The 24,481-nt window shown below is 67.0% G+C and carries 25 protein-coding genes; 21 read left to right on the top strand and 4 right to left on the bottom strand.

The window, feature by feature from the left end; genetic code table 11:
- Positions 1 to 2 precede the first annotated feature (2 nt).
- The 15 genes from CCR98_RS11905 to CCR98_RS11835 all read left to right on the top strand — a co-directional run bounded on the left by CCR98_RS11905 (position 3) and on the right by CCR98_RS11835 (position 16,334).
- Positions 3 to 491 (top strand): molybdenum cofactor biosynthesis protein MoaE, encoded by a 489-nt coding sequence (locus CCR98_RS11905; protein WP_087922775.1) that lies wholly within the window; start codon positions 3 to 5, stop codon positions 489 to 491.
- A gap of 108 nt (positions 492 to 599) precedes the next feature.
- Positions 600 to 1,142, top strand: a complete 543-nt coding sequence (locus CCR98_RS11900) for a molybdenum cofactor guanylyltransferase (RefSeq protein WP_087922774.1) — start codon at positions 600 to 602, stop codon at positions 1,140 to 1,142.
- Positions 1,139 to 1,504, top strand: coding sequence for a hypothetical protein (locus CCR98_RS11895; RefSeq protein ID WP_049439036.1), 366 nt, complete (start codon positions 1,139 to 1,141; stop codon positions 1,502 to 1,504). The genes CCR98_RS11900 and CCR98_RS11895 overlap by 4 nt, the downstream gene beginning before the upstream one ends.
- Positions 1,505 to 1,649: 145 nt before the next feature.
- Positions 1,650 to 3,068 (top strand): NarK family nitrate/nitrite MFS transporter, encoded by a 1,419-nt coding sequence (locus tag CCR98_RS11890; protein WP_087922773.1) that lies wholly within the window; start codon positions 1,650 to 1,652, stop codon positions 3,066 to 3,068.
- A gap of 72 nt (positions 3,069 to 3,140) precedes the next feature.
- Positions 3,141 to 6,896: a nitrate reductase subunit alpha gene (locus tag CCR98_RS11885; RefSeq protein ID WP_087922772.1), complete on the top strand. Its 3,756-nt coding sequence runs from the start codon at positions 3,141 to 3,143 to the stop codon at positions 6,894 to 6,896.
- Entirely contained in the window at positions 6,896 to 8,440 is a 1,545-nt protein-coding gene (gene narH, locus CCR98_RS11880; RefSeq protein ID WP_012511273.1) for a nitrate reductase subunit beta, read from the top strand. The genes CCR98_RS11885 and narH overlap by 1 nt, the downstream gene beginning before the upstream one ends.
- Positions 8,440 to 9,120 carry a nitrate reductase molybdenum cofactor assembly chaperone gene (gene narJ / locus CCR98_RS11875; protein ID WP_087922771.1) on the top strand — a complete coding sequence of 227 codons (681 nt, stop codon included), beginning with the start codon at positions 8,440 to 8,442 and terminating at the stop codon, positions 9,118 to 9,120. The genes narH and narJ overlap by 1 nt, the downstream gene beginning before the upstream one ends.
- The gene (gene narI / locus CCR98_RS11870; RefSeq protein ID WP_010485313.1) at positions 9,117 to 9,824 is read left to right on the top strand and encodes a respiratory nitrate reductase subunit gamma; all 708 of its coding nucleotides are present in this window, start codon (positions 9,117 to 9,119) and stop codon (positions 9,822 to 9,824) included. The genes narJ and narI overlap by 4 nt, the downstream gene beginning before the upstream one ends.
- Before the next feature lie 3 nt (positions 9,825 to 9,827).
- Entirely contained in the window at positions 9,828 to 10,727 is a 900-nt protein-coding gene (locus CCR98_RS11865; protein WP_087922770.1) for a peptidylprolyl isomerase, read from the top strand.
- Between the two features lie 23 nt (positions 10,728 to 10,750).
- Positions 10,751 to 12,082 (top strand): nitrate/nitrite transporter, encoded by a 1,332-nt coding sequence (locus tag CCR98_RS11860; RefSeq protein ID WP_087922769.1) that lies wholly within the window; start codon positions 10,751 to 10,753, stop codon positions 12,080 to 12,082.
- A 141-nt stretch (positions 12,083 to 12,223) separates the two neighbouring features.
- Entirely contained in the window at positions 12,224 to 13,438 is a 1,215-nt protein-coding gene (locus CCR98_RS11855; RefSeq protein ID WP_087922768.1) for a coproporphyrinogen III oxidase, read from the top strand.
- A gap of 11 nt (positions 13,439 to 13,449) precedes the next feature.
- Entirely contained in the window at positions 13,450 to 14,226 is a 777-nt protein-coding gene (locus tag CCR98_RS11850) for a helix-turn-helix domain-containing protein (RefSeq protein WP_087922767.1), read from the top strand.
- Positions 14,227 to 14,245: 19 nt separating this feature from the next.
- Positions 14,246 to 14,989, top strand: coding sequence for a molybdate ABC transporter substrate-binding protein (modA, locus tag CCR98_RS11845; protein ID WP_087922766.1), 744 nt, complete (start codon positions 14,246 to 14,248; stop codon positions 14,987 to 14,989).
- A gap of 3 nt (positions 14,990 to 14,992) precedes the next feature.
- Positions 14,993 to 15,676, top strand: a complete 684-nt coding sequence (gene modB, locus CCR98_RS11840) for a molybdate ABC transporter permease subunit (RefSeq protein WP_087922765.1) — start codon at positions 14,993 to 14,995, stop codon at positions 15,674 to 15,676.
- A complete protein-coding gene (locus tag CCR98_RS11835; RefSeq protein ID WP_087922764.1) occupies positions 15,666 to 16,334 on the top strand; it encodes an ATP-binding cassette domain-containing protein in 669 nt (222 codons plus the stop codon). The genes modB and CCR98_RS11835 overlap by 11 nt, the downstream gene beginning before the upstream one ends.
- 105 nt (positions 16,335 to 16,439) lie before the next feature.
- On the opposite strand, the gene CCR98_RS11830 is transcribed toward CCR98_RS11835, so the two are convergent.
- The 4 genes from CCR98_RS11830 to CCR98_RS11815 form a co-directional block, all read right to left on the bottom strand.
- Positions 16,440 to 17,969, bottom strand: coding sequence for a sulfite reductase flavoprotein subunit alpha (locus CCR98_RS11830; RefSeq protein ID WP_087922763.1), 1,530 nt, complete (start codon positions 17,967 to 17,969; stop codon positions 16,440 to 16,442).
- A complete protein-coding gene (locus CCR98_RS11825) occupies positions 17,966 to 18,394 on the bottom strand; it encodes a PAS sensor domain-containing protein (RefSeq protein WP_005409905.1) in 429 nt (142 codons plus the stop codon). Before CCR98_RS11825 ends, CCR98_RS11830 begins: the two co-directional genes overlap by 4 nt.
- Before the next feature lie 251 nt (positions 18,395 to 18,645).
- Positions 18,646 to 18,960, bottom strand: coding sequence for an AzlD family protein (locus CCR98_RS11820; protein WP_005409898.1), 315 nt, complete (start codon positions 18,958 to 18,960; stop codon positions 18,646 to 18,648).
- A complete protein-coding gene (locus CCR98_RS11815) occupies positions 18,957 to 19,688 on the bottom strand; it encodes an AzlC family ABC transporter permease (protein ID WP_087922762.1) in 732 nt (243 codons plus the stop codon). The genes CCR98_RS11820 and CCR98_RS11815 overlap by 4 nt, the downstream gene beginning before the upstream one ends.
- 127 nt (positions 19,689 to 19,815) lie before the next feature.
- Here CCR98_RS11815 and CCR98_RS11810 point away from each other — a divergent pair, with 127 nt between their 5' ends.
- The 6 genes from CCR98_RS11810 (at position 19,816) to CCR98_RS11785 (ending at position 24,424) form a co-directional block, all read left to right on the top strand.
- Positions 19,816 to 20,280: an Lrp/AsnC family transcriptional regulator gene (locus CCR98_RS11810; protein ID WP_087922761.1), complete on the top strand. Its 465-nt coding sequence runs from the start codon at positions 19,816 to 19,818 to the stop codon at positions 20,278 to 20,280.
- Between the two features lie 554 nt (positions 20,281 to 20,834).
- Entirely contained in the window at positions 20,835 to 21,515 is a 681-nt protein-coding gene (locus CCR98_RS11805) for a TonB C-terminal domain-containing protein (protein ID WP_087922760.1), read from the top strand.
- A gap of 16 nt (positions 21,516 to 21,531) precedes the next feature.
- Positions 21,532 to 22,062, top strand: a complete 531-nt coding sequence (locus CCR98_RS11800; RefSeq protein WP_087924184.1) for a sigma-70 family RNA polymerase sigma factor — start codon at positions 21,532 to 21,534, stop codon at positions 22,060 to 22,062.
- A 69-nt stretch (positions 22,063 to 22,131) separates the two neighbouring features.
- Entirely contained in the window at positions 22,132 to 23,112 is a 981-nt protein-coding gene (locus tag CCR98_RS11795; RefSeq protein WP_087922759.1) for a DUF4880 domain-containing protein, read from the top strand.
- 58 nt (positions 23,113 to 23,170) lie between these two features.
- Positions 23,171 to 23,722, top strand: a complete 552-nt coding sequence (locus CCR98_RS11790; RefSeq protein WP_087922758.1) for a hypothetical protein — start codon at positions 23,171 to 23,173, stop codon at positions 23,720 to 23,722.
- Positions 23,723 to 23,866: 144 nt separating this feature from the next.
- Complete coding sequence (locus tag CCR98_RS11785) at positions 23,867 to 24,424, top strand: hypothetical protein (protein WP_232463009.1); 558 nt, start codon at positions 23,867 to 23,869, stop codon at positions 24,422 to 24,424.
- Positions 24,425 to 24,481: the final 57 nt, after the last annotated feature.

Raw genomic sequence — 24,481 nt, 5'->3', positions numbered from 1 at the left:
CGATGAGCGAGAAGATCATCGCCAAGGTGGTGGACCGCGCGCAGGCAGCGATCGATCCGACCGAGGGCATCGCGGCGGTGTCTGATGCGGGTTTCGGTGGCATTGATGTGTTCATCGGCAAGGTGCGCGACGTCAACATCGGCCGGCCGGTGACCGGGATTACCTACGATCTGTTCGAACCGTTGGTGTTGAACGAGTTCAAGCGACTGGCGGCGGAGGTCGAGGCCACGTTCGGGCCGAAGCTGAAGCTATACGTGGCGCACGCCAAGGGCCGGCTCGGCATCGGCGATGTGGCGGTGGTGGTGGCCGCCGGCAGCCCGCACCGTGACGAAGCGTTCCGGGCCTGCCGCCAGTTGATCGAGGTGGTGAAGCACCAGTGCCCGATCTGGAAGCAGGAGCATTATGAGGACGGCGACAGCGAGTGGAGCGAGGGCTGCAGCCTGTGCCATGCGGAGAACGAACCCGCACACGGCCATGACCATGCGCATTGACCACGCCCTTCGTGGGGGCACCGGGGCCAGTAGATCCACGCCATGCGTGGATGTGGCCTTCCCGATGAATCCGGCCGGCGCAGCCACGCATGGCGTGGCGCCACTGCGATGAGCATCAACGGCATCGTGCTGGCCGGGGGGCTGTCCAGCCGGATGGGGCGAGACAAGGCGCTGCTGCCGTGGCAGGGCCGCACCCTGCTGGAACACATGCGGGGCCTGTTGAAGCAGGCGGGCGCGCGCGAGGTCTGGGTCAGCGGCAATTACCCGGCGTTCGGCGCCGTGCCGGACCGAGTGGCACGTTGCGGGCCGCTGGGTGGGCTCTACAGCGTGGCGATGCGCATGCCCGATGGCCCGGCGTGGGTGGTGCCGGTGGATACGCCGTTGCTGGCGCCGCAGCTGCTGCAACGGCTGGCGGCAGAGCGGCAGGGGGCATGCACGATCTTTGACGGGCATCCCTTTCCCATGCTGCTGAATGTGGACAATGCCACTCGTAGCGTGCTGGCCGCGATGCTGGATGATGCGCAGGGGCAGCGCTCGGTACAGGCCTTCCAGCGTCGCCTGCAGATGCACGTGCTGGCGCTGGAAGGCGTTGACGAGGCCTGCCTGGTCAACTGCAATACCCCCGAACAATGGGAGGATGTTGCGTCATGAAAGTGCAGTTGCAGGATCAATCGGTACGGCTTCGCCTGGACGAGGCCGAACTGGCGCGCCTGCTGGCCGGCGAATCGGTCGAGAACATGACCCGCTTCGGCGGTATCGAGGGCTGGGGCATGGCGGTCTCGCTGCATGGCGGCGAGCAGCCCGTGCTGCTGGACGGTGGCACCTTCTGCCGCCTGGTGCTGCCACGTTCGGCAGTCGAGGCCCTGGCGGCGCGGCTGCCCTGCCGTGATGGCCTGCCGTTCGACATTGCCCTGGAAGATGGCGGCCAGCTTCAGCTGCAGTTCGATGTGGACGTGCGTGACAGCGTGCGCCAGCGCGGGGTGACCCGCCGCAACACCGCTTCATCGGTTTGACATTTGTCAGGGGCAGGGTGGAAACCGGCCCCTGATTGATCCAGATCAACCCCGTCGTCCGTGCTGCACGGCCTAATGGCTGCATGACGACGGGTCACAACTTGAAACGCAGTACCCACGTCATTCCACAGCCTTGGAGCCATGTATGACCGTCGGTAGCGATCCTGTTGTCCGCAGCACTGCCAGTCCCGGTCGCGTCATCAGCGACTGGACGCCGGAGGACCCCGGCTATTGGGAGCGTACCGGCAAGCGGGTCGCTACCCGCAACCTGGTCATCTCGATCCCCTCGCTGCTGCTGGCCTTCTCGGTCTGGGTGCTGTTCTCGGCGGTGTCGATCAGCCTGCCGAAAATCGGCTTCAACTTCAGTACCGACCAGCTGTTCTGGCTGGTAGCGCTGCCCAGCCTGTCCGGCGCCACCCTGCGCATCTTCTATTCATTCGTGATTCCGATCTTCGGCGGCCGCCGCTGGACCGCGCTGTCGACCGCGTCGTTGCTGGCGCCGACGCTCTGGCTCGGCCTTGCGGTGCAGGACCCGGCCACGCCCTACTGGGTGTTCGTGGCCATCGCGATCCTGTGTGGCTTCGGTGGCGCGAACTTCTCGTCGTCGATGTCCAACATCTCCTTCTTCTACCCCAAGCAGAAGCAGGGCCTGGCGCTGGGCCTGAACGCCGGCCTGGGCAACGTGGGCGTGTCGGTGGCGCAGGCGGTGATTCCGCTGGTCATCACCGTGGGCGTGTTCGGTGCGCTGGGTGGTGCGCCGCAGCCCACGGTGGAGGGTGGGGCGCCGCTGTTCCTGCAGAACGCCGGCTTCATCTGGGTGCCGGCCATCGCGCTGTGCGCCATCGCGGCCTGGTTCGGCATGAACGACCTGACCAGCGCCCGCTCGTCGTTCTCCGAACAGGCGGTGATCTTCCGCCGCAAGCACAACTGGCTGATGTGCTGGTTGTACATCGGCACCTTCGGTTCCTACATCGGCTTTTCGGCCGGCTTCCCGATGCTGGTGAAGAGCCAGTTCCCGGACGTGAACCCGCTGGCCTACGCCTTCATCGGCCCGCTGCTGGGTGCGTTGATGCGCTCGGTGGGCGGCAGCATGGCCGACCGCTGGGGTGGCGCACGCCTGACCTTCTGGGTGTTCGCGCTGATGATCGCGGCGGTGTTCGGCGTACTGCACTTCCTGCCCAGCGATGGCCAGGGCGGCAACTTCCATGGCTTCCTGCTCAGCTTCATGGCGCTGTTCGTGCTCAGTGGCATCGGCAACGGCACCACCTTCCGCATGATCCCGGTGATCTTCCGCACCCTGCACGAGCGCTGGTCGGCCAACGACAACGCCGAGGGCAAGGTGGCTGCTGCCCACCAGGCCAGCATCGAATCGGCCGCGGTGGTCGGCTTCTCCGGTGCGATCGGTGCCTACGGCGGCTTCTTCATTCCCAAGAGCTACGGCTCGTCCATCACCTTGACCGGCAGCCCCGACATGGCGCTGTACGGATTCGTTGTTTTCTACGTCACCTGCCTGGCCGTGACCTGGTGGTGGTACTACCGGCGCGGTGCCGAGACACCCTGCTGACGACATGAAAACGCACCGCAGCCAGATGACACACACAGCCACGATGCCGATGTCCGCAAAGGGAGACCCCCGATGAGTTATTTCCTCGATCGCTTGCAGTTCTTCAAGCGTGACCCCCAGACCTTTGCCGATGGCCACGGATTCGCCAAGAGCGAAGGCCGTGACTGGGAAAACAGCTACCGCGCCCGCTGGCAGTACGACAAGATCGTGCGTTCCACCCACGGCGTGAACTGCACCGGCTCCTGCAGCTGGAAGATCTACGTCAAGAACGGCCTGGTCACCTGGGAAACCCAGCAGACCGACTACCCGCGCACGCGCCCGGACCTGCCCAACCACGAACCGCGTGGCTGCCCGCGTGGCGCCAGCTATTCCTGGTACCTGTACAGCGCCAACCGGCTGAAGTACCCGCTGATCCGCGGCACGCTGCTGCGCCTGTGGCGCGAAGCGCGCAAGAGCAAGGGCCCGGTCGACGCCTGGGCCAGCATCGTGGAGGACAAGGAGAAGGCGCGTTCGTACAAGACCCGCCGCGGCATGGGCGGCTTCGTGCGCCTGCAGTGGGAAGAGGCCAACGAGATCATCGCTGCCTCCAACCTGTACACGGTGAAGCAGTATGGCCCGGACCGCGTGGTCGGCTTCTCGCCCATTCCGGCGATGTCGATGGTCTCCTACGCCGCCGGCGCGCGCTACCTGTCGCTGCTGGGCGGCGCCTGCCTGTCCTTCTATGACTGGTACTGCGACCTGCCGCCGGCCTCGCCGCAGATCTGGGGCGAGCAGACCGACGTGCCCGAATCGGCCGACTGGTACAACAGCCGCTACATCATCGCCTGGGGCTCGAACGTGCCGCAGACGCGCACGCCCGATGCGCATTTCTTCACCGAGGCGCGCTACAACGGCACCAAGACGGTGGCGATCTGCCCGGACTATTCCGAGCTGGCCAAGCTGACCGACCATTGGCTGCACCCCAAGCAGGGCACCGACGCGGCACTGGCCTTCGCCTTCGGTCATGTGATCCTGCGCGAGTTCCACGTCGATTCGCCTTCGCAGTACTTCCAGGACTACTGCCGCCAGTACTCGGACATGCCGATGCTGGTGCGCCTGGAACGCCGCGACGATGGCCGCCTGGTGCCGGGCCGTTTCCTGCGTGCCAGTGAACTGGGTGGGCTGGGCGAAGCCAACAACCCGGACTGGAAGACGCTGGCCTACGACGAGACCAGCGGCCAGATCGTGGTGCCCAATGGCTCAATCGGCTTCCGCTGGGGCGAGAAGGGCAAGTGGAACATCGAGGAGAAGGAAAGCAAGGGCGCCGATACACGCCTGCGCCTGAGCCTGGCCGATGGCCATGAGGGCATCGAAGCGGTGAGCTTCCCGTACTTCGGTGGCATCGAGACCGATGGCTGGACTGCCGCGCCGGCCGACGACGTGCTTGAGCGCAACATCCCGGTGCGTCGCCTGGCCCTGGCCGAGGGTGGCGAGACCCTGGTGGCCACGGTCTACGACCTGCTGCTGGCCCAGTACGGCGTGGACCGCGGCTTTGGCGGCGGCAACGTGGCATCGAGCTTCGACGACATGGTGCCGGGCACGCCGGCCTGGCAGGAACGCATCACCGGCGTACCGCGTGCCGAGGTGATCGAGATCGCCCGCGAGTTCGCGCGTACCGCCGACAAGACCCATGGCCGCTCGATGATCATCGTCGGCGCGGGCATGAACCACTGGTTCCACAACGACATGAACTACCGCGGCCTGATCAACATGCTGATCATGTGCGGTTGCGTGGGCCAGACCGGTGGTGGTTGGGCGCACTACGTGGGCCAGGAGAAGCTGCGCCCGCAGACCGGCTGGCAGCCGCTGGCCTTCGGCCTGGACTGGAGCCGCCCGCCGCGCCACATGAACGGCACCTCGTTCTTCTACTTCAACACCGGGCAGTGGCGCTACGAGAAGCTGCAGGTGGACGAGCTGCTGTCGCCCCTGGCGGACGCGAGCAAGTACAGCGGCAGCCTGGCCGACCTGAACCTGCGCGCGGTGCGCATGGGCTGGTTGCCGTGTGCGCCGCAGCTGGACCGCAACCCGCTGCAGCTGGTACGCGAGGCCGAGGCAGCGGGCGTGGCCCCAGCCGACTACGCGCTGGGCAAGTTCAAGGACGGCTCGCTGGACTTCGCCTTTGCCGATCCGGATGCACAGCAGAACCACCCGCGAATGATGTTCATCTGGCGCTCGAACCTGCTCGGTTCCTCGGGCAAGGGCCACGAATACATGCTGCGGCACCTGCTGGGCACACGCCATGGGCTGCAGGGCAAGGATCTGGGCGAGATGGGGGCGATCAAGCCGGAGGAAGTGACGTGGCGTGACGAGGCGCCGGAAGGCAAGCTGGACCTGCTGGTCACGCTCGACTTCCGCATGTGCACCACCGCGCTGTACTCGGACATCGTGCTGCCGACCGCGACCTGGTACGAGAAGGACGACCTCAACACCTCGGACATGCACCCGTTCATCCACCCGCTGTCGAAGGCGGTGGATCCGGCCTGGGAATCGCGCAGCGACTGGGAGATATTCAAGGAAGTCGCCCGCACCGTGAGCGAGATGGCGCCGGGCGTGCTGGGTGTCGAGAAGGATCTGGTGCTGGTGCCGACGCTGCACGACACCCCGAACGAGCTGGGCATGCCGTTCGGCGTGGCCGACTGGAAGAAGGGCGAGTGCGAGGCCATTCCGGGCCAGACCATGCCGTCGATGACGGTGGTGGAGCGCGACTACCCGAACCTGTACCGCAAGTTCACCTCGCTGGGCCCGCTGCTGGACAAGCTGGGCAACGGCGGCAAAGGCATGAGCTGGGACACCAAGCACGAGGTCGAATTCCTCGGCAAGCTCAACCACACCGTGCACGACGCGGGCGTGAGCCAGGGTCGCCCGGCCATTTCGACCGCGATCGATGCGGCCGAGGTGATCCTGCACCTGGCGCCGGAAACCAATGGCCACGTCGCAGTGAAGGCGTGGGAATCGCTGGGGACCTTCACCGGCCGCGAGCACACCCACCTGGCGGTGGGCAAGGAGCACGAGGCGATCCGCTTCCGTGACATCCAGGCGCAGCCGCGCAAGATCATCTCCTCACCGATCTGGTCGGGCCTGGAAGACGACAACGTCAGCTACAACGCCGGCTATACCAACGTGCATGAGCTGATTCCGTGGCGCACGGTGACCGGCCGCCAGCAGTTCTACCAGGACCACGAGTGGATGATCGACTTCGGCGAGGCCTTCATGGGCTACCGGCCGCCAGTCAACACGCGCACGGTGGAGCCGCTGCTGAACCAGCGCCCGAACGGCAACAAGGAGATCGTGCTGAACTGGATCACGCCCCACCAGAAGTGGGGCATCCACAGCACTTACAGCGACAACCTGATCATGCAGACGCTGTCGCGCGGTGGCCCGATCGTGTGGATCAGCGAGGACGACGCGCGCAGTGCCGGCATCGTCGACAACGACTGGATCGAGTTGTTCAACGTGAACGGTGCGATCGCCGCGCGTGCAGTGGTCAGCCAGCGCGTGATGCCGGGCATGGCGATGATGTACCACGCCCAGGAACGCATCATCAACGTGCCGGGCTCGGAGATTTCCGGGACCCGCGGCGGCATCCACAACTCGGTGACCCGCATCGTGCTCAAGCCCACCCACATGATCGGCGGCTACGCGCAGTTGGCGTACGGCTTCAACTACTACGGTACCTGTGGCACCAACCGCGACGAGTTCGTGATCGTGCGCAAGATGGACAAGATCGACTGGTTGGACGATGAACAGCCCGCTGGTGCTTCGGCATCGGCCAGCAAGGAGGTGGTGTGATGAAGGTCCGTGCACAGATCGCGATGGTGCTGAACCTGGACAAGTGCATCGGCTGCCATACCTGCTCGATCACCTGCAAGAACGTCTGGACCTCGCGCGAGGGCGTCGAGTACGCCTGGTTCAACAACGTGGAAACCAAGCCGGGCATCGGCTACCCGAAGGAATGGGAAAACCAGGACAAGTGGAACGGCGGCTGGGTACGCACCCGCGCCGGCAAGCTGGTGCCGCGTGCCGGTGGCCGCTGGCGCATGCTGGCCAAGATCTTCGCCAACCCGGACCTGCCGCAGATCGACGACTACTACGAGCCGTTCGATTTCGACTACCAGAACCTGCACACCGCCAAGGACAGCCAGCACCAGCCCACCGCGAGGCCGCGTTCGCTGATCAGTGGCGAGCGCATGCAGAAGATCGAGTGGGGCCCGAACTGGGAGGAGATCCTCGGCTCGGAGTTCAGCAAGCGTTCGCGCGACTACAACTTCGACCAGGTGCAGAAGGAGATCTACGGCGCCTTCGAGAAGACCTTCATGATGTACCTGCCGCGCCTGTGCGAGCACTGCCTGAACCCGGCGTGCGTGTCGGCGTGCCCCTCGGGTGCGATCTACAAGCGCGAGGAAGATGGCATCGTGCTGATCGACCAGGACAAGTGCCGCGGCTGGCGCATGTGCGTGTCGGCGTGCCCGTACAAGAAGATCTACTACAACTGGAAGAGCGGCAAGTCGGAGAAGTGCATCTTCTGCTACCCGCGCATCGAGATGGGCGAGCCGACGGTGTGTTCGGAAACCTGCGTGGGCCGCATCCGCTACCTGGGCGTGATGCTGTACGACGCCGACCGCATCGCCGAGGCGGCTTCGGTGGCCGCCGAGAAGGACCTGTACCAGGCCCACCTGGACATCTTCCTGGACCCGAACGATCCGGCGGTGATCGCCGCCGCGCGCAAGGAGGGCATCCCGGACAGCTGGCTGGACGCGGCCAAGCAGTCGCCGGTGTACAAGCTGGCGATCGACTGGAAGCTGGCGCTGCCGCTGCACCCGGAATACCGCACGCTGCCGATGGTCTGGTACGTGCCGCCGTTGTCGCCGATCCAGTCCGCCGCCGAGCGTGGCCGCGTGGGCATGAGCGGCGAACTGCCGGACGTGGCCTCGCTGCGCATCCCGATGCGCTACCTGGCCAACCTGCTGACGGCCGGTGACGAGGCGCCGGTGGTGCGTGCGCTGGAGCGGCTGATGGCGATGCGTGCCTGGCGCCGGGCCAAGAATGTGGACGGCGTGGAAGACACCGCGGTGCTGGAACAGACGGGGCTGAGCATCGCCCAGGTGGAAGAAATGTACCGCTACCTTGCCATCGCCAACTACGAGGACCGTTTCGTGATTCCCACCGGCCACCGCGAGTACGCCAACGATGCCTTCGGCGAGCGCGGCGGCTGCGGCTTCACCTTCGGCAACGGCTGCAACGGTGACAGCCCGGCCGACCTGTTCGGCCAGCGCAAGAGCACTACCTTCGTGGTGGACAAGGGGCCGAACCACCGCCGCAAGGAGGTGGTGTGATGGGCGTGCTCAAGCTGGTCGGGGTGTTGCTGGATTATCCCCGTGAAGAACTGTGGCAGCACGGCGAGGAACTGCTCGCTGCCTGCGACGACCCGGCGCTGAACGCCGCCCGCCGCCAGCAGCTGCGCAGCTTCGTGCAGCAGCTGCTGGGCACCGATGCGCTGGATGCGCAGGCCGCCTGGCTGGCCAGTTTCGACCGCGGCCGCTCGATGAGCCTGCTGCTGTTCGAACACATCCATGGCGAGTCGCGCGACCGTGGCCAGGCCATGGTCGATCTGGTCGAAACCTACCGCCGCAACGGCTTCGAGCTGGATGCACGCGAGTTGCCGGACTACCTGCCGCTGCTGCTGGAGTTCCTGGCCCATCGCCCCGGCAGCGAGGCCCGCGAGTGGTTGCACCACATCGGCCATATCGCCGGGATGCTGGCGGCGCGTGCCGCCGAGCGCGAGCTGCCGCACCGGGTGCTGTTCGAGATCCTGGTCGAGGCCGGCGACGGCAAGGCCGATCTGCAGGCGCTGCGCCAGCGTGCCAGCGAGGAAGTCCGCGACGATACCGCCGAGGCCATGGACCGCTTGTGGGAGGAGGAGGCGGTGCGCTTCGGCGCCGAAGCTCCTGCCGAAGACTGCAAGCCGCCCGTGCGTTCGCCGGCCCGTCCATCGCATCGAGAGGTCCAGCCATGAGTTACTCCCTGCATCAATTCGCCTTCCAGTACTACCCGTACATCGCCGTGGCGGTGCTGCTGATCGGCAGCTGGGCGCGCTATGACAAGGCCATGTACACCTGGCGCACCGGCTCCAGCCAGATGCTGTCGGACAAGGGCATGCGGATCGGCAGCAACTGCTTCCATATCGGCATCCTGGCCATCCTCGGTGGCCACCTGGTCGGCCTGCTGACCCCGCACGCGGTGTACGAGCACTTCATCACCTCGTCGCAGAAGCAGATGCTGGCGATGGTGGTCGGCGGTGTGTTCGGCGCGCTGTGCTTCATCGGCATCAGCATCCTGCTGGTGCGCCGGCTGTTCAATGCGCGGGTACGGGCTACCGGCAGCTTCGGTGACACGCTGGTGCTGGTGCTGCTGTTCGCGCAGCTGTGCCTGGGCCTGTACAGCATCCGCATCTCGTCCGGCCACCTGGACGGTGGGGTGATGGTGCAGCTGGCCGAATGGGCGCAGCATATTGTGACCTTCCGCGCCGGTGCCGCCGACTATATCGAGGGCGTCAGCTGGGTCTACAAGATGCATATCTTCCTGGGCCTGACCCTGTTCCTGATCGCGCCGTTCACCCGCCTGGTGCACGTGTGGAGCATTCCGATCAGCTACCTGTGGCGGCCGTACCAGGTGGTGCGCCGCCGCCAGGCCACGCTGCGCTACGGTCCGCGGGAGTAATTCATGGGCAGCCTGCCGAAATTCCTGCCGATCACCGTGATCGACTCCAATGCCCCGGTTCCGGCCGAGGCGCATTCGCACCACCACGACGCGGCGGAGCAGGGACCGCGCTCGCTCGGGCAGCCGGCGCCGTGCCGGCTGTTCGTGGACGAGACCGCGATCAGCGAGGCCGACATCGCCCGTGAGATGCAGCACCATCGGGCGATGCGCCCGGAACAGTCACGCGCCGAAGCGGCGCGTGCACTGGTGGTGCGCGAGCTGCTGCGTCTGGAAGCGCAGCGGCTGGGCCTGCAGGCGCCGGAGGGCAACCGGGTCAGCGGCGAGGAAGTGCTGATCCAGCAGCTGCTTGAGGACGCGATCGAAGACCGCGTGCCGACCGACGAGGACTGCCGCCGCTACTTCGAACAGAACCCGGAGCGCTTCCGCTCGCCCGATCGCGTGCGCCTGCGCCATATCCTGCTGGCGGCGCCGGCCGACGACGTGGCCGGGCGCTTCGCTGCACGCACCGAGGGCGAGCGGCTGGTCGGCCTGCTGAAGGAGTCGCCGCACCTGTTCGCCGATTTCGCCCTGCGCCATTCGCGCTGCCCGTCCAGCAGCGAGGGCGGCGACCTCGGCTGGCTGCAGCGCGGGCAGACCACGCCGGAGTTCGACCGCCAGGTGTTCCGCCTGCGCGAGGGCCTGGCTGGATTCCCGGTGGAATCGCGCTGGGGCTACCACGTGGTCTGCGTCGATGCCCGCGAGGAGGGCCAGCCGCAGCCATTCGAGGTGGTGCTGCCGCTGCTGCGTGACTATCTGGAACTGCAGGTGCGCCTGCGCGAGGTGCAGGCTTACCTGCTGCAGCTGCAGGAACGCTACCCGGTGCGCGGGCTGGATGAGATCGAAGCCGAAGCGGATATCGGCTGACCCCCATTGAACGAGGAAACCCCATGAACCAGGCCCTTGCCCCCGCCAGTGCCGGGCAGCAGCAGCGTGCGCTGTGGCTGAGCACGTTCGCCTTCACCGTGTGCTTCGCGGTGTGGATGATCTTTTCGATCATCGGCATCCAGATCAGTCAACAGCTCGGGTTGAATGACACCCAGTTCGGCCTTTTGATCGCCACGCCGGTGCTGACCGGTTCGGTCAGCCGGGTCTTCCTCGGCATCTGGTCCGACCAGTTCGGTGGCCGCAAGGTGATGGTGCTGGTGATGCTGTGTGGCGCTGTGGCTACCTGGATGCTGACCTACGCGCAGACCTACACCCAGTTCCTGATCGCCGCGCTGTGCGTGGGCATCGCCGGTGGCAACTTCTCGGTGGGCGTGGCCTACGTGTCGAAGTGGTTCCCGGCCAGCAAGCAGGGCACCGCACTGGGCATCTTCGGTGCCGGCAACATCGGCTCGGCGGTGACCAAGCTGCTGGCGCCGCTGGTGATGGTGGCCGCCGGCTGGACCATGGTTGCCAAGGTATGGGCGGTAGCGCTGGCCGTCACCGCGGTCTTGTTCTTCCTCTTCAGCAAGGAAGATCCGTCGCTGGAGCAGCGTCGCCGCGAGGGCGTGAAGCCGGTGCCCTTCGCCGAGCAGATGGCGCCGCTGAAGAACCTGCAGGTCTGGCGGTTCTCGCTGTACTACTTCTTCGTGTTCGGTGGCTTCGTGGCGCTGGCGCTGTGGCTGCCGCACTACCTGGTGGGCGCTTACGGCATGGATGTGGGCCACGCCGGCATGCTGGCGGCGTGCTATTCGATCCCGGCCAGCCTGTTCCGCGTGGTCGGTGGCTGGATGTCGGACCGGATGGGCGCGCGGCGGGTGATGTACTGGACCTTCGGCGTGTCGGCCATCTGCACGTTCCTGCTGGCCTACCCGGATACCGAGTATGTGGTGCAGGGCATCCACGGCCCGATCCACTTCCATCTGGCGATCGGCGTGGTGATGTTCACCGTGCTGGTGTTCGTGCTGGGCTTCTTCATGTCGCTGGGCAAGGCCGCGGTCTACAAGCACATACCGGTGTACTACCCCAAGCATGTGGGCGCGGTGGGCGGTGTGGTCGGCATGATCGGCGGCCTGGGTGGGTTCATCCTGCCGATCGTGTTCGGGGCATTGAACGATGCGGTGGGCATCTGGAGCAGCTGTTTCATGCTGCTGTTCGTGCTGGTGGCGGCTGCACTGGCGTGGATGCATTTTGCGATCCGCCGCATGGAGCGCCGTCACTTCCCGCAGATCGACCGCGAGACCGACCTGCCCGAAGCCATTGATGCGGCCGCCGCCGAACGGGTGCGCGGCAGGTGAACGGGTTGCTGGCCAGCGGCCGGCACTACCGGGTAGTGGGTGAAAGAGTAGTGCCGGCCGCTGGCCGGCATGAACCCACCGATGCGCCACGCTTGATTTCAATCAGGGCCACGCGAAGAGGAACGCCCGAAGATGTGTGCCATGAGCTTCCACGTCGATGAGAGTGAGGACACTGCGCTGCAGGCGGCACTGCTGCGGCAGCCCCGGCACGTGCTGTTTCCGCCGGCTGACCAGTTCAGCGCCGGCTTTGGCGATAGCGGCTGGCGTGCCGCCGTGCGCGCCAGCAACGAGCACCTGATCCCGCGCGGCTTGACGCTCGGCTTCCAGGCCGGTCGCGGTGGTCGCGATGTGCCGCCGCAGGCCTATCTGGACACCTTGCTGCTGGCCCTGCGGCTGCAGGCTGATGCCCTGGCCGAGGACCGCGAAGTGGTGGCGATGGTGTTGCAGCTGGGATTGGCCGAGACGTTGCCACCGTCCCAGCTGGGCCAGCTGCTGGACGCCGTGCCACAGCACCTGCGCACGGTGGCGCGGCCACAGGTGGAGGTGCGGCTGGACGCGGGCAGCACGCTGGCGCCGGCGCAGCTGCGCGCGGTGGGCTGCACCCGCCTGAACGTGATCGATCGTGCCGATGCGCCCGGGCCGACCCTGCTGGCACAGGCGCGGCAGGTCGGCTTCACCGCGCGCTACTACCAGTTGCGGGTGCCCGGCAGCGACGACACCGGCTTCATCGAACGACTGCATGAGGTGCTGGCCGAAGCGCCCGAGCGCATCCTGCTGCCGGCGCCGTGTGCGCTGCCACGGGATCCCTCGGCGGCGCACTGGCTGCAGGCCTGGCGCCTGCTGCGCACAGCGGGTTACGAACCGATCGGTGGCGATCACTATCAACGCGGCGACCTGCCGAACCCGCATGGCCCGGGCGATGGCCAGCGCCATTGCGACCTGGCCGGTGTGCCACGCCGCGACCGCAGTGATTTCATCGGCCTCGGTCTGTCTGCCTGCAGCCAGATCGGCGAGGTGTTCTACCGGCTGGAGGACGAACTGGGAGAGTGGCGTGCGCGCTTGCAGGCGGGTCACATGGGTGTGGCTGCCGGGCTGATTCTGTCCGAGGACGAGCGCTTGGTGGCTGAAGTGGCGCAGAGCATCGCCTGCGATCACGCCCTCGACGCGGCTGCCTTCGAGTGGCGCAACGATGAACCGTTCGAAGAATGCTTCGCCGAGCAGCTGCCCACGCTGTCGCCGTTGCTGGCACGCGGCTGGGCACATTGGGATGCACGCGTGCTGCGGCTGGCCGAAGAAGGGCGCCTGCTGTGGCGTATGATGGCCGCATGCTTCCGGCCGGCGGCCGCCATCGCTTGAGTCCTGCCCCGATGTCTTCGAATCCGCCTTCGCACGGCCGCCTCGGCCAGGCCACACCGAACCCCGCCGCTGCCGATGACGGCGACGCGCTGCACTTCTGCAGCACCTGCGCGTTTTCCGATGCCTGCATGTCGCAGGGTTACGACAAGACCGCACTGGGTGACCTGCACGTGCTGGTCGACCACGTCGGCCCGTTCCATGCGGGTGACTACATCTTCCGCGCCGGCGAATCGTTCGATTCGATCGCTGCGGTGCGCGCTGGCATGGTCAAGACCTTCGTCGATGACAGCCAGGGCAACGAGCAGGTGCTGGGCTTCAGCCTGCCGGGCGAAGTGATCGGCCTGAATGCGATCCACGGCTCCCGCTTCCCCTGCAATGCGGTGGCGCTGGATACCGTGCACCTGTGCCGCATTTCGTTCCCCAAGCTGAGCCTGCTGGCCACGCGCATGCCGGGGCTGCAGGCCAAGCTGTTCAGCCTGCTCAGTGCGGAGATCGGCAAGGTCGCCACGCTGGCCGCCAACCACCGTACCGAAGAGCGCATGGCGGCGTTCCTGCTGGACATGTCCGAGCGCTACGCGCGGCGCGGTTTTTCCGCCACGCGCTTCAACCTGACGATGGCACGCACCGAGATCGCCAATTACTTGCGGATGGCGCCTGAAACCGCCAGTCGCGTGCTGCGCCGCCTGAGCGATGATGGGATCATCGCGGTGAAGCAGCGCGAAATCCTGCTGCTGCAGCCCGAGCGCCTGGCGGCGCTGGCGGTAGCCGACGAATCCGATCCGAACTGAACCTGGCCGGGAGCCGACGATGAAGCGCGCTGGACTGTTGTTGCTGGGATTGCTTGCCACGCTGCCGGCGTGGGCGGCCGAGCTGACGGTGTCGGCGGCCTCGAGCCTGACCGAGAGCTTCCGCGAACTGGGCACCGCCTATGAGAAGGCGCATCCGGGAACCAAGGTCGATCTCAACTTCGCCGCGTCCGGCGTGCTGCTGCAGCAGATCAGCCGTGGCGCACCGGTGGATGTGTTCGCGTCGGCCGATGAAACCACGATGGACCAGGCCCAGCAGCAGGACCTGCTGGCGGCCGGTACCCGCGAGGTGTTCGCGGTGAACGCGCTGTGGGTGGTGGTGCCGCCGCAGGCCAAGGCTGCGCCGCGTAGCTTGAAGGACCTGGCCGGTGCCGGCGTGCAGCGCATCGCACTGGGCAACCCGGACAGCGTGCCGGTCGGCCGCTATGCCAAGGGCGCGTTGGAAGCAGCCGGCCTGTGGCCGTCGGTGCAGGGCAGGATCATCACCACGCAGAACGTGCGCCAATCACTGGATTACGTGGCGCGCGGTGAAGTGGATGCCGGCTTCGTCTACGCCACCGATGCGCAGGCGATGCCCGACCGGGTGCGCCGCGCGTTCGCGGTGCCGGTGTCGGGGCGCATTGCCTATCCGCTGGCGGTGACCAAGGCCAGTGCGCAGCCGGCGGAGGCCAAGCGGTTTGCCACTTTCGTGCGTTCGGCCCAGGGCCAGGCGATCCTGGCCAGGCATGGGTTCGGCAAGCCCTGAGGCATGGATCTCGACTGGAGCGCGCTGGGGTTGTCGCTGAAGGTGGCCGGTTGGGCCACTGCGATCAATCTGGTGCTGGGCGTTGGTCTGGGCGCGCTGCTGGCGCGCCGTCGCTTTCCCGGTCGCGAGGTGCTGGATTCGGTGTTGACCCTGCCGATGGTGCTGCCGCCGACGGTGCTGGGCTATTACCTGCTGGTGCTGATCGGCCGTAACGGACCGATCGGTGCGTGGTTGCAGTCCTGGTTCGGAATCAACCTGGTATTCACCTGGCAGGCGGCGGTGATCGCTGCGGCGGTGGCCTCGCTGCCGCTGGTGTTCAAGCCGGCGCGCGCGGCGTTCGAGGAAGTGGACGGACAGCTGGAGGAGGCCGCACGCACGCTCGGTGTGTCCGAAGCGGCGGTGTTCTTTCGCATCACGTTGCCGCTGGCCTGGCGCGGCATTCTCGCGGGCCTGCTGCTGGCGTTTGCACGTGCGATGGGCGAGTTCGGCGCCACCCTGATGGTGGCCGGCAGCATTCCGGGACGCACGCAGACGCTGTCGATCGCCATCTACGAAGCGGTGCAGGCCGGTCAGGACGGCAAGGCCAACGCGCTGGTGATCCTGACCTCGGTGGTGTGCATCGTGATCCTGCTGCTGGCCGCGCGGCTGGTGGGCGGGCGTCGCCGGGAGCTGCGCGATGTGGCTTGATCTGCAGGTGCAGCGTCGGCTGCAGGCGGCGGGCCAGAGTTTCGTGCTGGACGTAGCGTTGCAGTGCACGCAGCGGCAGGTGGTGCTGTTCGGTCCCTCCGGCGCGGGCAAGAGCCTGACCCTGAAGGCAGTGGCCGGCTTGCTGCGGCCAGGCCAGGGTCATGTGCGCGTGCAGGGGCAGACCCTGTTCGATGCGGCCACCGGTGTGGATCTGCCGCCGCAGCGTCGTCGGCTGGGATATGTGTTCCAGGATTACGCGCTGTTCCCGCATCTGAGCGTGCGCCAGAACGTGGCGTTCGGGTTGCAGAAGGGCTGGCTCAATCCGCGCAGCGGGCAGCGCTTTGATGCAGTGGAGCAGTGGTTGCATGCATTCCGCATCGACACGGTGGGTGATCTGCTGCCTTCCCAGGTGTCCGGTGGCCAGCGCCAGCGCACTGCACTGGCGCGCGCCCTGGTGACGCAGCCGCAGGCGTTGCTGCTGGATGAGCCGTTCTCCGCGCTGGACCATGACCTGCGCCAGCACCTGCGGCAGGAGCTGGAGGCCGTGCTGGACAAGACCGGTATTCCGTTGCTGTTGATCAGCCACGACCCGCAGGATGTGGCCATGTTCGGCCAGCAGGTAGTACGCGTAGTGGATGGCCGCATCGTCGGCGGTTGATCCGTGATGGTAGTGCCGGCCGCTGGCCGGCAACCCTGGAATCCGGAGCAGCCGGCCAGCGGCCGGCTATACCAATCCAGCGTTCGTGCAATCCAGTGGAATGGATCAATACAACTCGCAGTGCGTGCGGCCTTCGCCCCGCAGCGCGTCCCAATGGCCCTCGCCAACGATGGCATCGATGACCTCGCGCACCGCGCTTTCCAGGTGGCTCTTGTTGCCGCACAGGTACAGATGCCCACCGCGGGCCAGTACGTCGCGCACTTCATCGCCGCGCTGCTGCAGCACATGCTGCACATAGACCTTTTCGGCACCATCGCGCGAGAACGCGGTATGCAGGGCGGCCAGCACGCCGCGCGTGTGCCAGTCCTGCAGCTGGTCGCGGTAAAGGTAGTCGTGCTGGCTGTGCTTCTCGCCGAACACCAGGTGCACTTCGCGTTGGCAGGCGCTGGCCTGCAGTTCCTGCATCAGGCCCATCAACGGCGCGATACCGGTGCCGGTACCGACCAGCAGCAGCGGCGCCTCGCCGGTATCGGGCAGATGGAAGCCGGGATTGGAGCGGCAGTACACACGGGCATGGTCGCCGCCGTGCAGCAGGCTGCCGGTGGCAGTGCCGAAGCGCGCGCGGCCGCGCAGGGTGTAGCGCACTTCGCGCACGCACAGGCTCAGCTGGTCGTCGCAGGGGTGCGAGGCGATCGAATAGGCGCGCGGCAGTCGCGGTGACAGCAGTTCGCGTAGTCGGGCCAGCGGCACACTGTCCGGCGTGGCGTGGTCCTGCAGCACGTCCAGCAGGTCCAGCCCGTGCAGGTAGGCTTCGAGCTCGCGCTTCTGGCTGACCTTCAACAGGCCCTTCAGCACCTCGCTGCCGCCGAGCTTGGCCAGTTCGCGCAGCACGCCCTTGCTCAGCAGGCGCAGCTCGCGGTCTTGCAGGGCGGCCACAGCGGCGGTGTCGCCGTACCAGGTGGCCAGTGCCTGCAGCAGGGCAGGGTCGTTCTCCGGTACCACATGCAGGGTGTCACCGGCGCGATACGCCATGCCACTGCCGGCGATATCCAGCTGCAGGTGCCAGGCGGCCGGGTCGCTGCTGTTCAAGCGGCGGCGTTCAAGAATGGGGGCGGCAAAGGCGTTGTCTTCACCATAGGCGGTGACCTGCAGGTGCAGGTCCTGGCCAGCGTTGAGGTCGCCGTCCAGCACCTGGCCGAGCACCGGCTGCCATTGCTGGAAGAACTGCTCGTAGCCCAGGTCGGCGTCCACGCGGTGCAGCAGCGGCTGCGCCTGGCGCTCGCTCAGCGCCGCATCCAGCGCCTTGGTGAAGCCACAGAAGCTGGGGTAGCCGGTGTCACCGAGGCCGAATACTGCATAGCGCAGGCCGCTCAGCGTCGGGGTCTGGCGCAGCGTTTCGAAGAACTGCTCGCCGTTGGCCGGCGGTTCGCCATCGCCGAACGAGCTGGAGATCGCCAGCAGCACGTCGCCGTGGCCGAGGCTGGCCACGTCGATGTCATTGAAGGGGAGCACCTGCGGCGCGTGCGGCTGCAGGTCCGCGCCCAGGCGCTGGGCCAGGGCGCGGGCATTGCCCGACTCGGACGCGAAACCCACCAGCAGGCGGCTGAAGGGCGTACTGGTCGGGAGGGCGTTCACGCGGCCTCGTAGAAGTCGTCGAACTTTTCCTTGCTGAACTCGACCAGGTCGTAGTTCTGCATCAGGTCGTTCACCACGCGGCGGATGCTGATGTACGAGGTGATGTTGCCGTCGGCGTCGAACAGCGGCTGCACGGTGGTGTCGACCACGTAGAGCACGCCACCCTTGCCGAGGTTGGGCACGATGCCGGTCCAGGTCTTGCCGGCCTTGATGGTGTCCCACATGTCCTTGTAGACCGCCTTGGGCACATCAGGATGGCGCACGATGCTATGCGGCTGGCCGATCAGCTCCTCGCGGGCGAACCCGGTGAGCGTGCAGAACAGGTCATTGGCGTAGGTGATGTTGCCCTGCAGGTCGGTGGTGGAGATCACCATGACGTTCTGCATGGCGTTCAGCAGCTGGGCGTTGTCGGGGGTGTAGCTCATCGCAGGGTCCTTGTGGATGCCGGTAACGCCGGCGTGTTCGGGTCCTGCATAGAGATACGCCCGCGCGGCGGCGGGCGGTTTGACATTGATCAAGCGGGTGACGGGATCAGCTGCGACCGGGTGTCGCAGGGGTGTTCCGCCGGGCATGGCCCGGCGCTACCAGGGGCGCTGCACAACGGTAGCGCCGGGCCATGCCCGGCGAAGGGGGGGCGGTCCAACGGTAGCGCCGGGCCACGCCCGGCGAAGAGGCGTCAACCCATCAGATAGCGCAGCACACCGGCCGAGACCACGCCGATCAGCACCGTCGGCAGCATCGACAGCCGCGTGGCGGCCAGCAGGGTGATCGCCAGTGCGGCCAGGTCGGCGGGCTTGTCGGCGACGAAGTCCGGGGCGATCACCGAGATCAGCACGCAGCCCGGTGCGGCTTCCATCACCGTCACTGCGCGTTTGCTCAACGTGCGGTTGCGCAGCGCGAGGAAGCCGACGATGCGGGTCAGGTAGGTGGCGGCGGCCATCAGCACGATGGTCAGCACCGAGGTCCAGTGGATCAGTCCATTGAAGATCATGCCGCGTCCTCCGCCAGCAGCCAGGCCGCCGCCAGGCCGGCCAGTGCGCCGCTGGCCACGTACCAGGCACCCGGGATCAGCAGGTAAGTGGCTGCGGCCACGATCAGGCTGACCAGCCACGGACGCGCCGCTTTCATGCCCTGCCACATGCCGCGCAGCAGCACCAGGAACACGGCGGGGAAGGCCATGTCGAAACCATAAGCGTGGATGTCGCCCAGCATCGGGCCGACGATCGCGCCCAATGCGGTGCAGGCCACCCAGACCGTGTACAGGCCTGCCGACACGCCCAGGTAGTAGGCCAGGCTGAAGCCAAGCGCGCGGCGGCGCGCATCGGCCACGCCCATCGCCCAGCTCTCGTCGCACATGAAGAACAGCGCCGGCAGCACCCGGCGGCGCGGCAGGTGCTGCAGCAGCGGGGCCAGGCTGGCGCCCATCAACAGGTGCCGGCTGTTGACCAGCGCGGTGATCGCGACGATCAGTGCGATGTGCGGCGGCGAGGTCCACAGTTCGACGGCGGCGAACTCCGAACCGCCAGCGAAGTTGAGGCCGGTCATCAGTGGCACTTCCAGTGCGCTCAGGCCCTTCTGGGCCGCCTGCGCGCCGAGCACCAGGGCGAAGGGGATGAAGCCGATCATCACCGGCACGGCGGCACGCAGGCCGCGCAGGAATTCGGCACGCGGGGCGGTATCGCAGGTGTCGGGCAGGGGGAGGGCGGTACGGGCGTCCATGGAACGGCACAACGAGGTGGGGGTGGCCCATGCTAGCGGCCTGATCGCGAAATCGGGTTGCGTTGATGCCATTCAATTCGGGAATATTGAGATCCCATGCGGTCAAAGGCGCCAACGGTGAAATCCCATGCAGTACCAGCTCGACAACCTTGATCGCCGCATCCTCGACGCCCTGCAGCGTGACGGACGCCTGCAGAACCTGGAGCTGGCCCGGTTGGTGGGCCTCTCGCCCTCGGCCTGCCTGCGGCGGGTGCGGCTGCTGGAGGAGGGCGGCTACATCGACCGCTACGTCGCCCTGCTGAATGAGGCCATGGTGGGCCGTGGCTTCACGGTGTTCGTGCGGGTCTGGCTGCGCGGGCAGGACGAAGACACCACCAATCACTTCATCAACAGCATCAAGTCTTTCCCGGAAGTGCTTGAATGCCATCTGATGGCGGGCGACTGCGATTTCCTGCTGCGGGTGGCGGTGGCGGACCTTGATGCGTACCGGCAGTTCCAGATGCAGCACCTGAACCGGATCGCCGGGGTGCAGAACACCAAGACCGAGATCCCGATGCAGCGGATCAAGCAGACCACGCAGCTGCCGCTTTGAGGGATGGGGTCTGCGGCCGGGTTGCACCCGGCACCCGCGGGTAGTGCCGGCCGCTGGCCGGCAACCTCAGGAGCAACAGCCGAAGCAACAGCCGAAGCAACAGCGTGCATTTCGTGGGATGGCGGGGTGGGTCCGGTTGCAGGGGACGCCGTAAACCCGTCCATGGGGGCTTGGCCGCGGCATCCATGCCGCGGACACCCCTGCAACCGGACCCACCCCGCCTTCGACAGATTTCCGCTTTCTGTCGGAACGGCATGAGCTGCTCTTGGTGGGTGTCGACCTTGGTCGACACGTTTTGGCCGGCAAGGGGCCGGATCCGGTTGCTGCGCAACGGGCTCTGACCCCACGCCTGGAGGACATGGTCTGTTCAATTCGTTGATGCCTGTTGCGTTGAGGGGCTCCAGGAAGGCTGGCCTGACGGTTGGCCGTAGGCGGCGGTCATCGCAATGACATGTGCCCCCGGTACGGTTTGAGCCCGCTTGCGGGTCGCGTGCGGGCCGGGGTTCCGGTCGTGCCGCGCGTCCACTGCAGCTGCTGTCGCTGCCGAGGGTCATGTGTTCTACGTCAGGGGGCTGAATGGACACCATGCGGTCAGAACTTGGAAAGTGGCCATCGCCGCATGGCTGCTGCTGTCCTTTGCCGCTGTGGCGCAGGACGGTGTCCATGCCTACGACATTCCGGCGCAGCCGCTGGAACAGGCGGTCGAGCGCTTCAGTGTCATCAGCGGGTGGTCGGTGATGTACCCGGGCGATCTAGCCGCGGGCCACAACAGCCATGCGCTGCGCGCCAGCCTGGCGCCGCTGCCTGCGCTGCAGATGCTACTGCAGGACACCGGCATCGAGGCCGAGGTGATCGGCGAGCAGCGCGTGGTGCTGCGCCGGGGAACGTCCTCGGCCGCCGACCCCGGTGTTGCCGTCGATCTTCCCGAGGCCGAACGTCGCCGCCGCTATGGTGGCCTGCAGCAGCGCCTGCGTGCGGCCTTCTGTGACGACCCCGAGATCGCGCCCGGCCGCTATGCCGCAACGCTGCGCTTCCGCGTCGACGGCGAAGGCCAGGTGCAGCAGCCCGAACTGCTGTCCGGCAGTGGCAGTGCCCGCCGCGATGCACGCCTGCTGCGGGCGTTGCAGGGCCTGGTGATGGCGCCCGATGCCGCTGCGCTGCCGCAGCCGGTCACCCTGCAGATCCGACCTTCCGGCACCGACCACGACTGTGGCTGGCGCGCGCCCCTTCCATGACTTCAAGGATTCGAACATGAGCAACGGTACGGCTGGGGCAGTTGACCTGATGGATCACCTTCTGGGCGCCTACGACGAGCTGAAGCGCCGGCTGGTGCGCAAGCTGGGCTCGGAAGAGCTGGCCGGCGACGCGCTGCAGGACACCTGGATGCGCCTGAGTGCGCGCCGCGAGCGCCTGGATGCCGTGCAGAACCCCGCGGCCTACCTGCTGCGCATGGCGATGAATACCGTGATCGACCGCCAGCGTGCCGACCACCGCCTGCTGAGCCTGGAAGAGGTGGAGACGCTGATGGACATGGCCGACCCGGCACCGGGCCCGGCGCAGGCGGCCGAACTGGACTTCGCGCTGGAAGACATGGTCGGTCTGCTGCAGCGCATGCCCGAGCGCCGTCGCCGCATCCTGCTGGCGATCCGCGTCGACGGCCTGCAGCAGCGCGACGTCGCCGATCACCTCGGCGTATCGCTGAGGTTGGTGCAGCGTGAGTTGAAAGCGGCCCAGGACTACCTGGCCGAGCGCAGCGGGCAGGGGCGCCAGGTGCGGTTCTGAGCGGCGGCATCCGTCTACACTTTGACGCCGAGCAGAACCCCGCAGCGTGCGGGTCCGGCATGAGCCCTCATGGATCCTGACGATCGCCTGCAACGCCCGCTGGATGCCGTCGAGCGCCAGGCCCACGCGTGGGTGGTGCGGCTGACCTCGGGCGAGGCCACTGCGGCCGACGGGCGCAGGTTCCGCGCGTGGTGCGAGGCCGATCCGCGTCATCGCGAAGCATTCGGCCGTGCGCGCCGGCAATGGGAGCAGGTACGCCTGGCCGGTGAGCAGCTGCCTGCCGCCGCACGGCAACCGGTCGCGCCGACACCGGCCCAGCGCTGGAGCCGGCGTGCCTTCCTGGGCGCCGCGATTGCCGCGCCGGCCAGCCTGGTGGTGGTGGCGGCGATCCGCCCGCCGCTGGGATTGTGGCCCTCGGTGACGGCGATGGCGGCCGATTTCCACACCGGTACCGGTGAGCGCCTGCAGATCGCACCTTCGCCACAGCTGAAGATCGAACTGGATACGCAGAGCAGCCTGCGCCGCCGTGCGGACGCGCAGGGCGAAGGCTTCGAGCTGGTGCAGGGCCAGGCCGCGATCGAAACCCAGGACGGCCTGCGCCTGGCCCTGTTCGCGGGGCCGGGCTGCGTGATAGCCGATGAAGGTGCGGTGCGCCTGGACGTGCGCAACACCCACGGCCAGGTACGGGTGACCTGCCTGCAGGGCAGCGCCCGCATCGAGCACCCGCAGGGCCGCCTGCAGCTGCAGGCAGGCCAGCAGACCCAGTACGACGAACGCCTCAGCGGCGTGGTGGCCGAAGCCGTGGCCTCGGAAGTGAGTGCCTGGACCGAAGGCATGCTGGTGTTCCGCCGCGCTCCATTGCGCGAGGTGGTGGATGAGATCAACCGCTACCGCCGCGGCAAGGTGATGCTGGGCGAATCGGCGTTGGCGCGCGCCCCGGTCAGCGGCCGCTTCCGCATTGATGATCCGGATGCGGCGCTGGAGCAGCTGCGACTGACGATGTCGCTGGATCTGCGTCGCTTTCCGGGTGGCATTGCCGTCCTTGGTTAGGTGAAGACGCTGGCCGTGCGCGCCGCGCAGGGCTGTTGCAAGCAAGGAGACGCCAAGGATGCGCAACGAGACCATCGGTGTGCTGGACCTGCGCCGCAATCTTTCAGCGTTGCTGGAAACCACGCAGCGACGGCCTTTGATGGTGCACCGCTACGGCTCGCCGTGGGTGTGCGTGGTATCCGACGCGCAGTGGCAGCAACAGGCCGTGCTGCTGGACTTCGATCCGAAGTCGCACCCGCTGGCGATGCTGTTGCGCCTGCAGCAGCAGGTGCTGCCGCTGGCTGAAACCGGTGCGCTGCCGCCTGCGGCGCTTGCACGCGCACTGCTGCTGATGGACATGCATGGCATCGACGATCTCGCCCAGCTGCACGAGCAGGTGCTGCACCATCGGCTGTGGCACTGGTTCGTGGCGGGCACCCACGGGGTGATGGACGGCTGGCAGCTGCCAGCGGTGCGCATTGCGCTGGCGTCATGGTGCGATGACGTGGACATGACCGATGCGCTGGTCGCGTTCGCCGCGCGCAGCGACGTGGCGGTACTGGCCCGCCGCTGTGGCGGTGACGCACCGCAACTGCAGCGCGAAGCCTTCAGGCGCATGACGTTGCGATGACGTTGCCGATGAAGCACTACCCAGCGCACAGAGTTGCATTCGCGCTGTCGCTTCGCCTGCCTTGCTGACGTCTTCTCCAGAGTACGACGCACCACGCGTCGCGGAGCACGGGCGACGCAGATGGCAGACAGTCGCAGGATCAGCATGCTGGAGCTGGATCGCCACCTGAGCCAGTCACTGGAGCAGGCGCGGCACACGCCCTTGAACGTGCAACGTTACGGGCACTCGTGGGTCTGGGTGCTGTCCAGTGATGCCTGGGCCGATGCGGTGCGCTGGGCGGCACTGGACAGCAGCGCGCATCCGCTAGCGGCGCTGCGGCGCGCCCTCGATCTGCAGCTGCGGCCCTGGCCCGAAGCAGCCATGAGCGCGCTGCCGCTTGAGGCAGGCGACGTGCGGCAGCTGCAACGTGCGGCCCTGCTGGTGGTTCTACGCGATCTCAACAGCGCGCAACGCGTGTACGACGACCTGCGCTACCACCAGGCCTACCGGATGTTCATTGGGCTCGACCATGGCACCGCGTGGTCGCCGATGCAGTGTGTGCGCCTGCTGCAGGCATGCGCGCATCCGCTGCTGCGCGGCTGCATCGACGAAACGCTGGCCAGTGTGTCGCCACAGCTGTTCGAGGCGGCATGCGTACCGGCGGCCGCTGCGCCCGCGCGGGCACATGCGCAGCGAATTGCCGGCGGATGTTTATCGTACTGACACATGCACCGCTGACCATGGTGCAGCGGTCTCTTCCAGGATGACGAGGGCGGAACA

Origin of the sequence: Stenotrophomonas sp. WZN-1, from assembly GCF_002192255.1 — a bacterium.
Classification (GTDB): domain Bacteria; phylum Pseudomonadota; class Gammaproteobacteria; order Xanthomonadales; family Xanthomonadaceae; genus Stenotrophomonas.
Note: the sequence above shows the minus strand (reverse complement) of the source record. Positions and strands in the feature narration are given on the sequence as shown.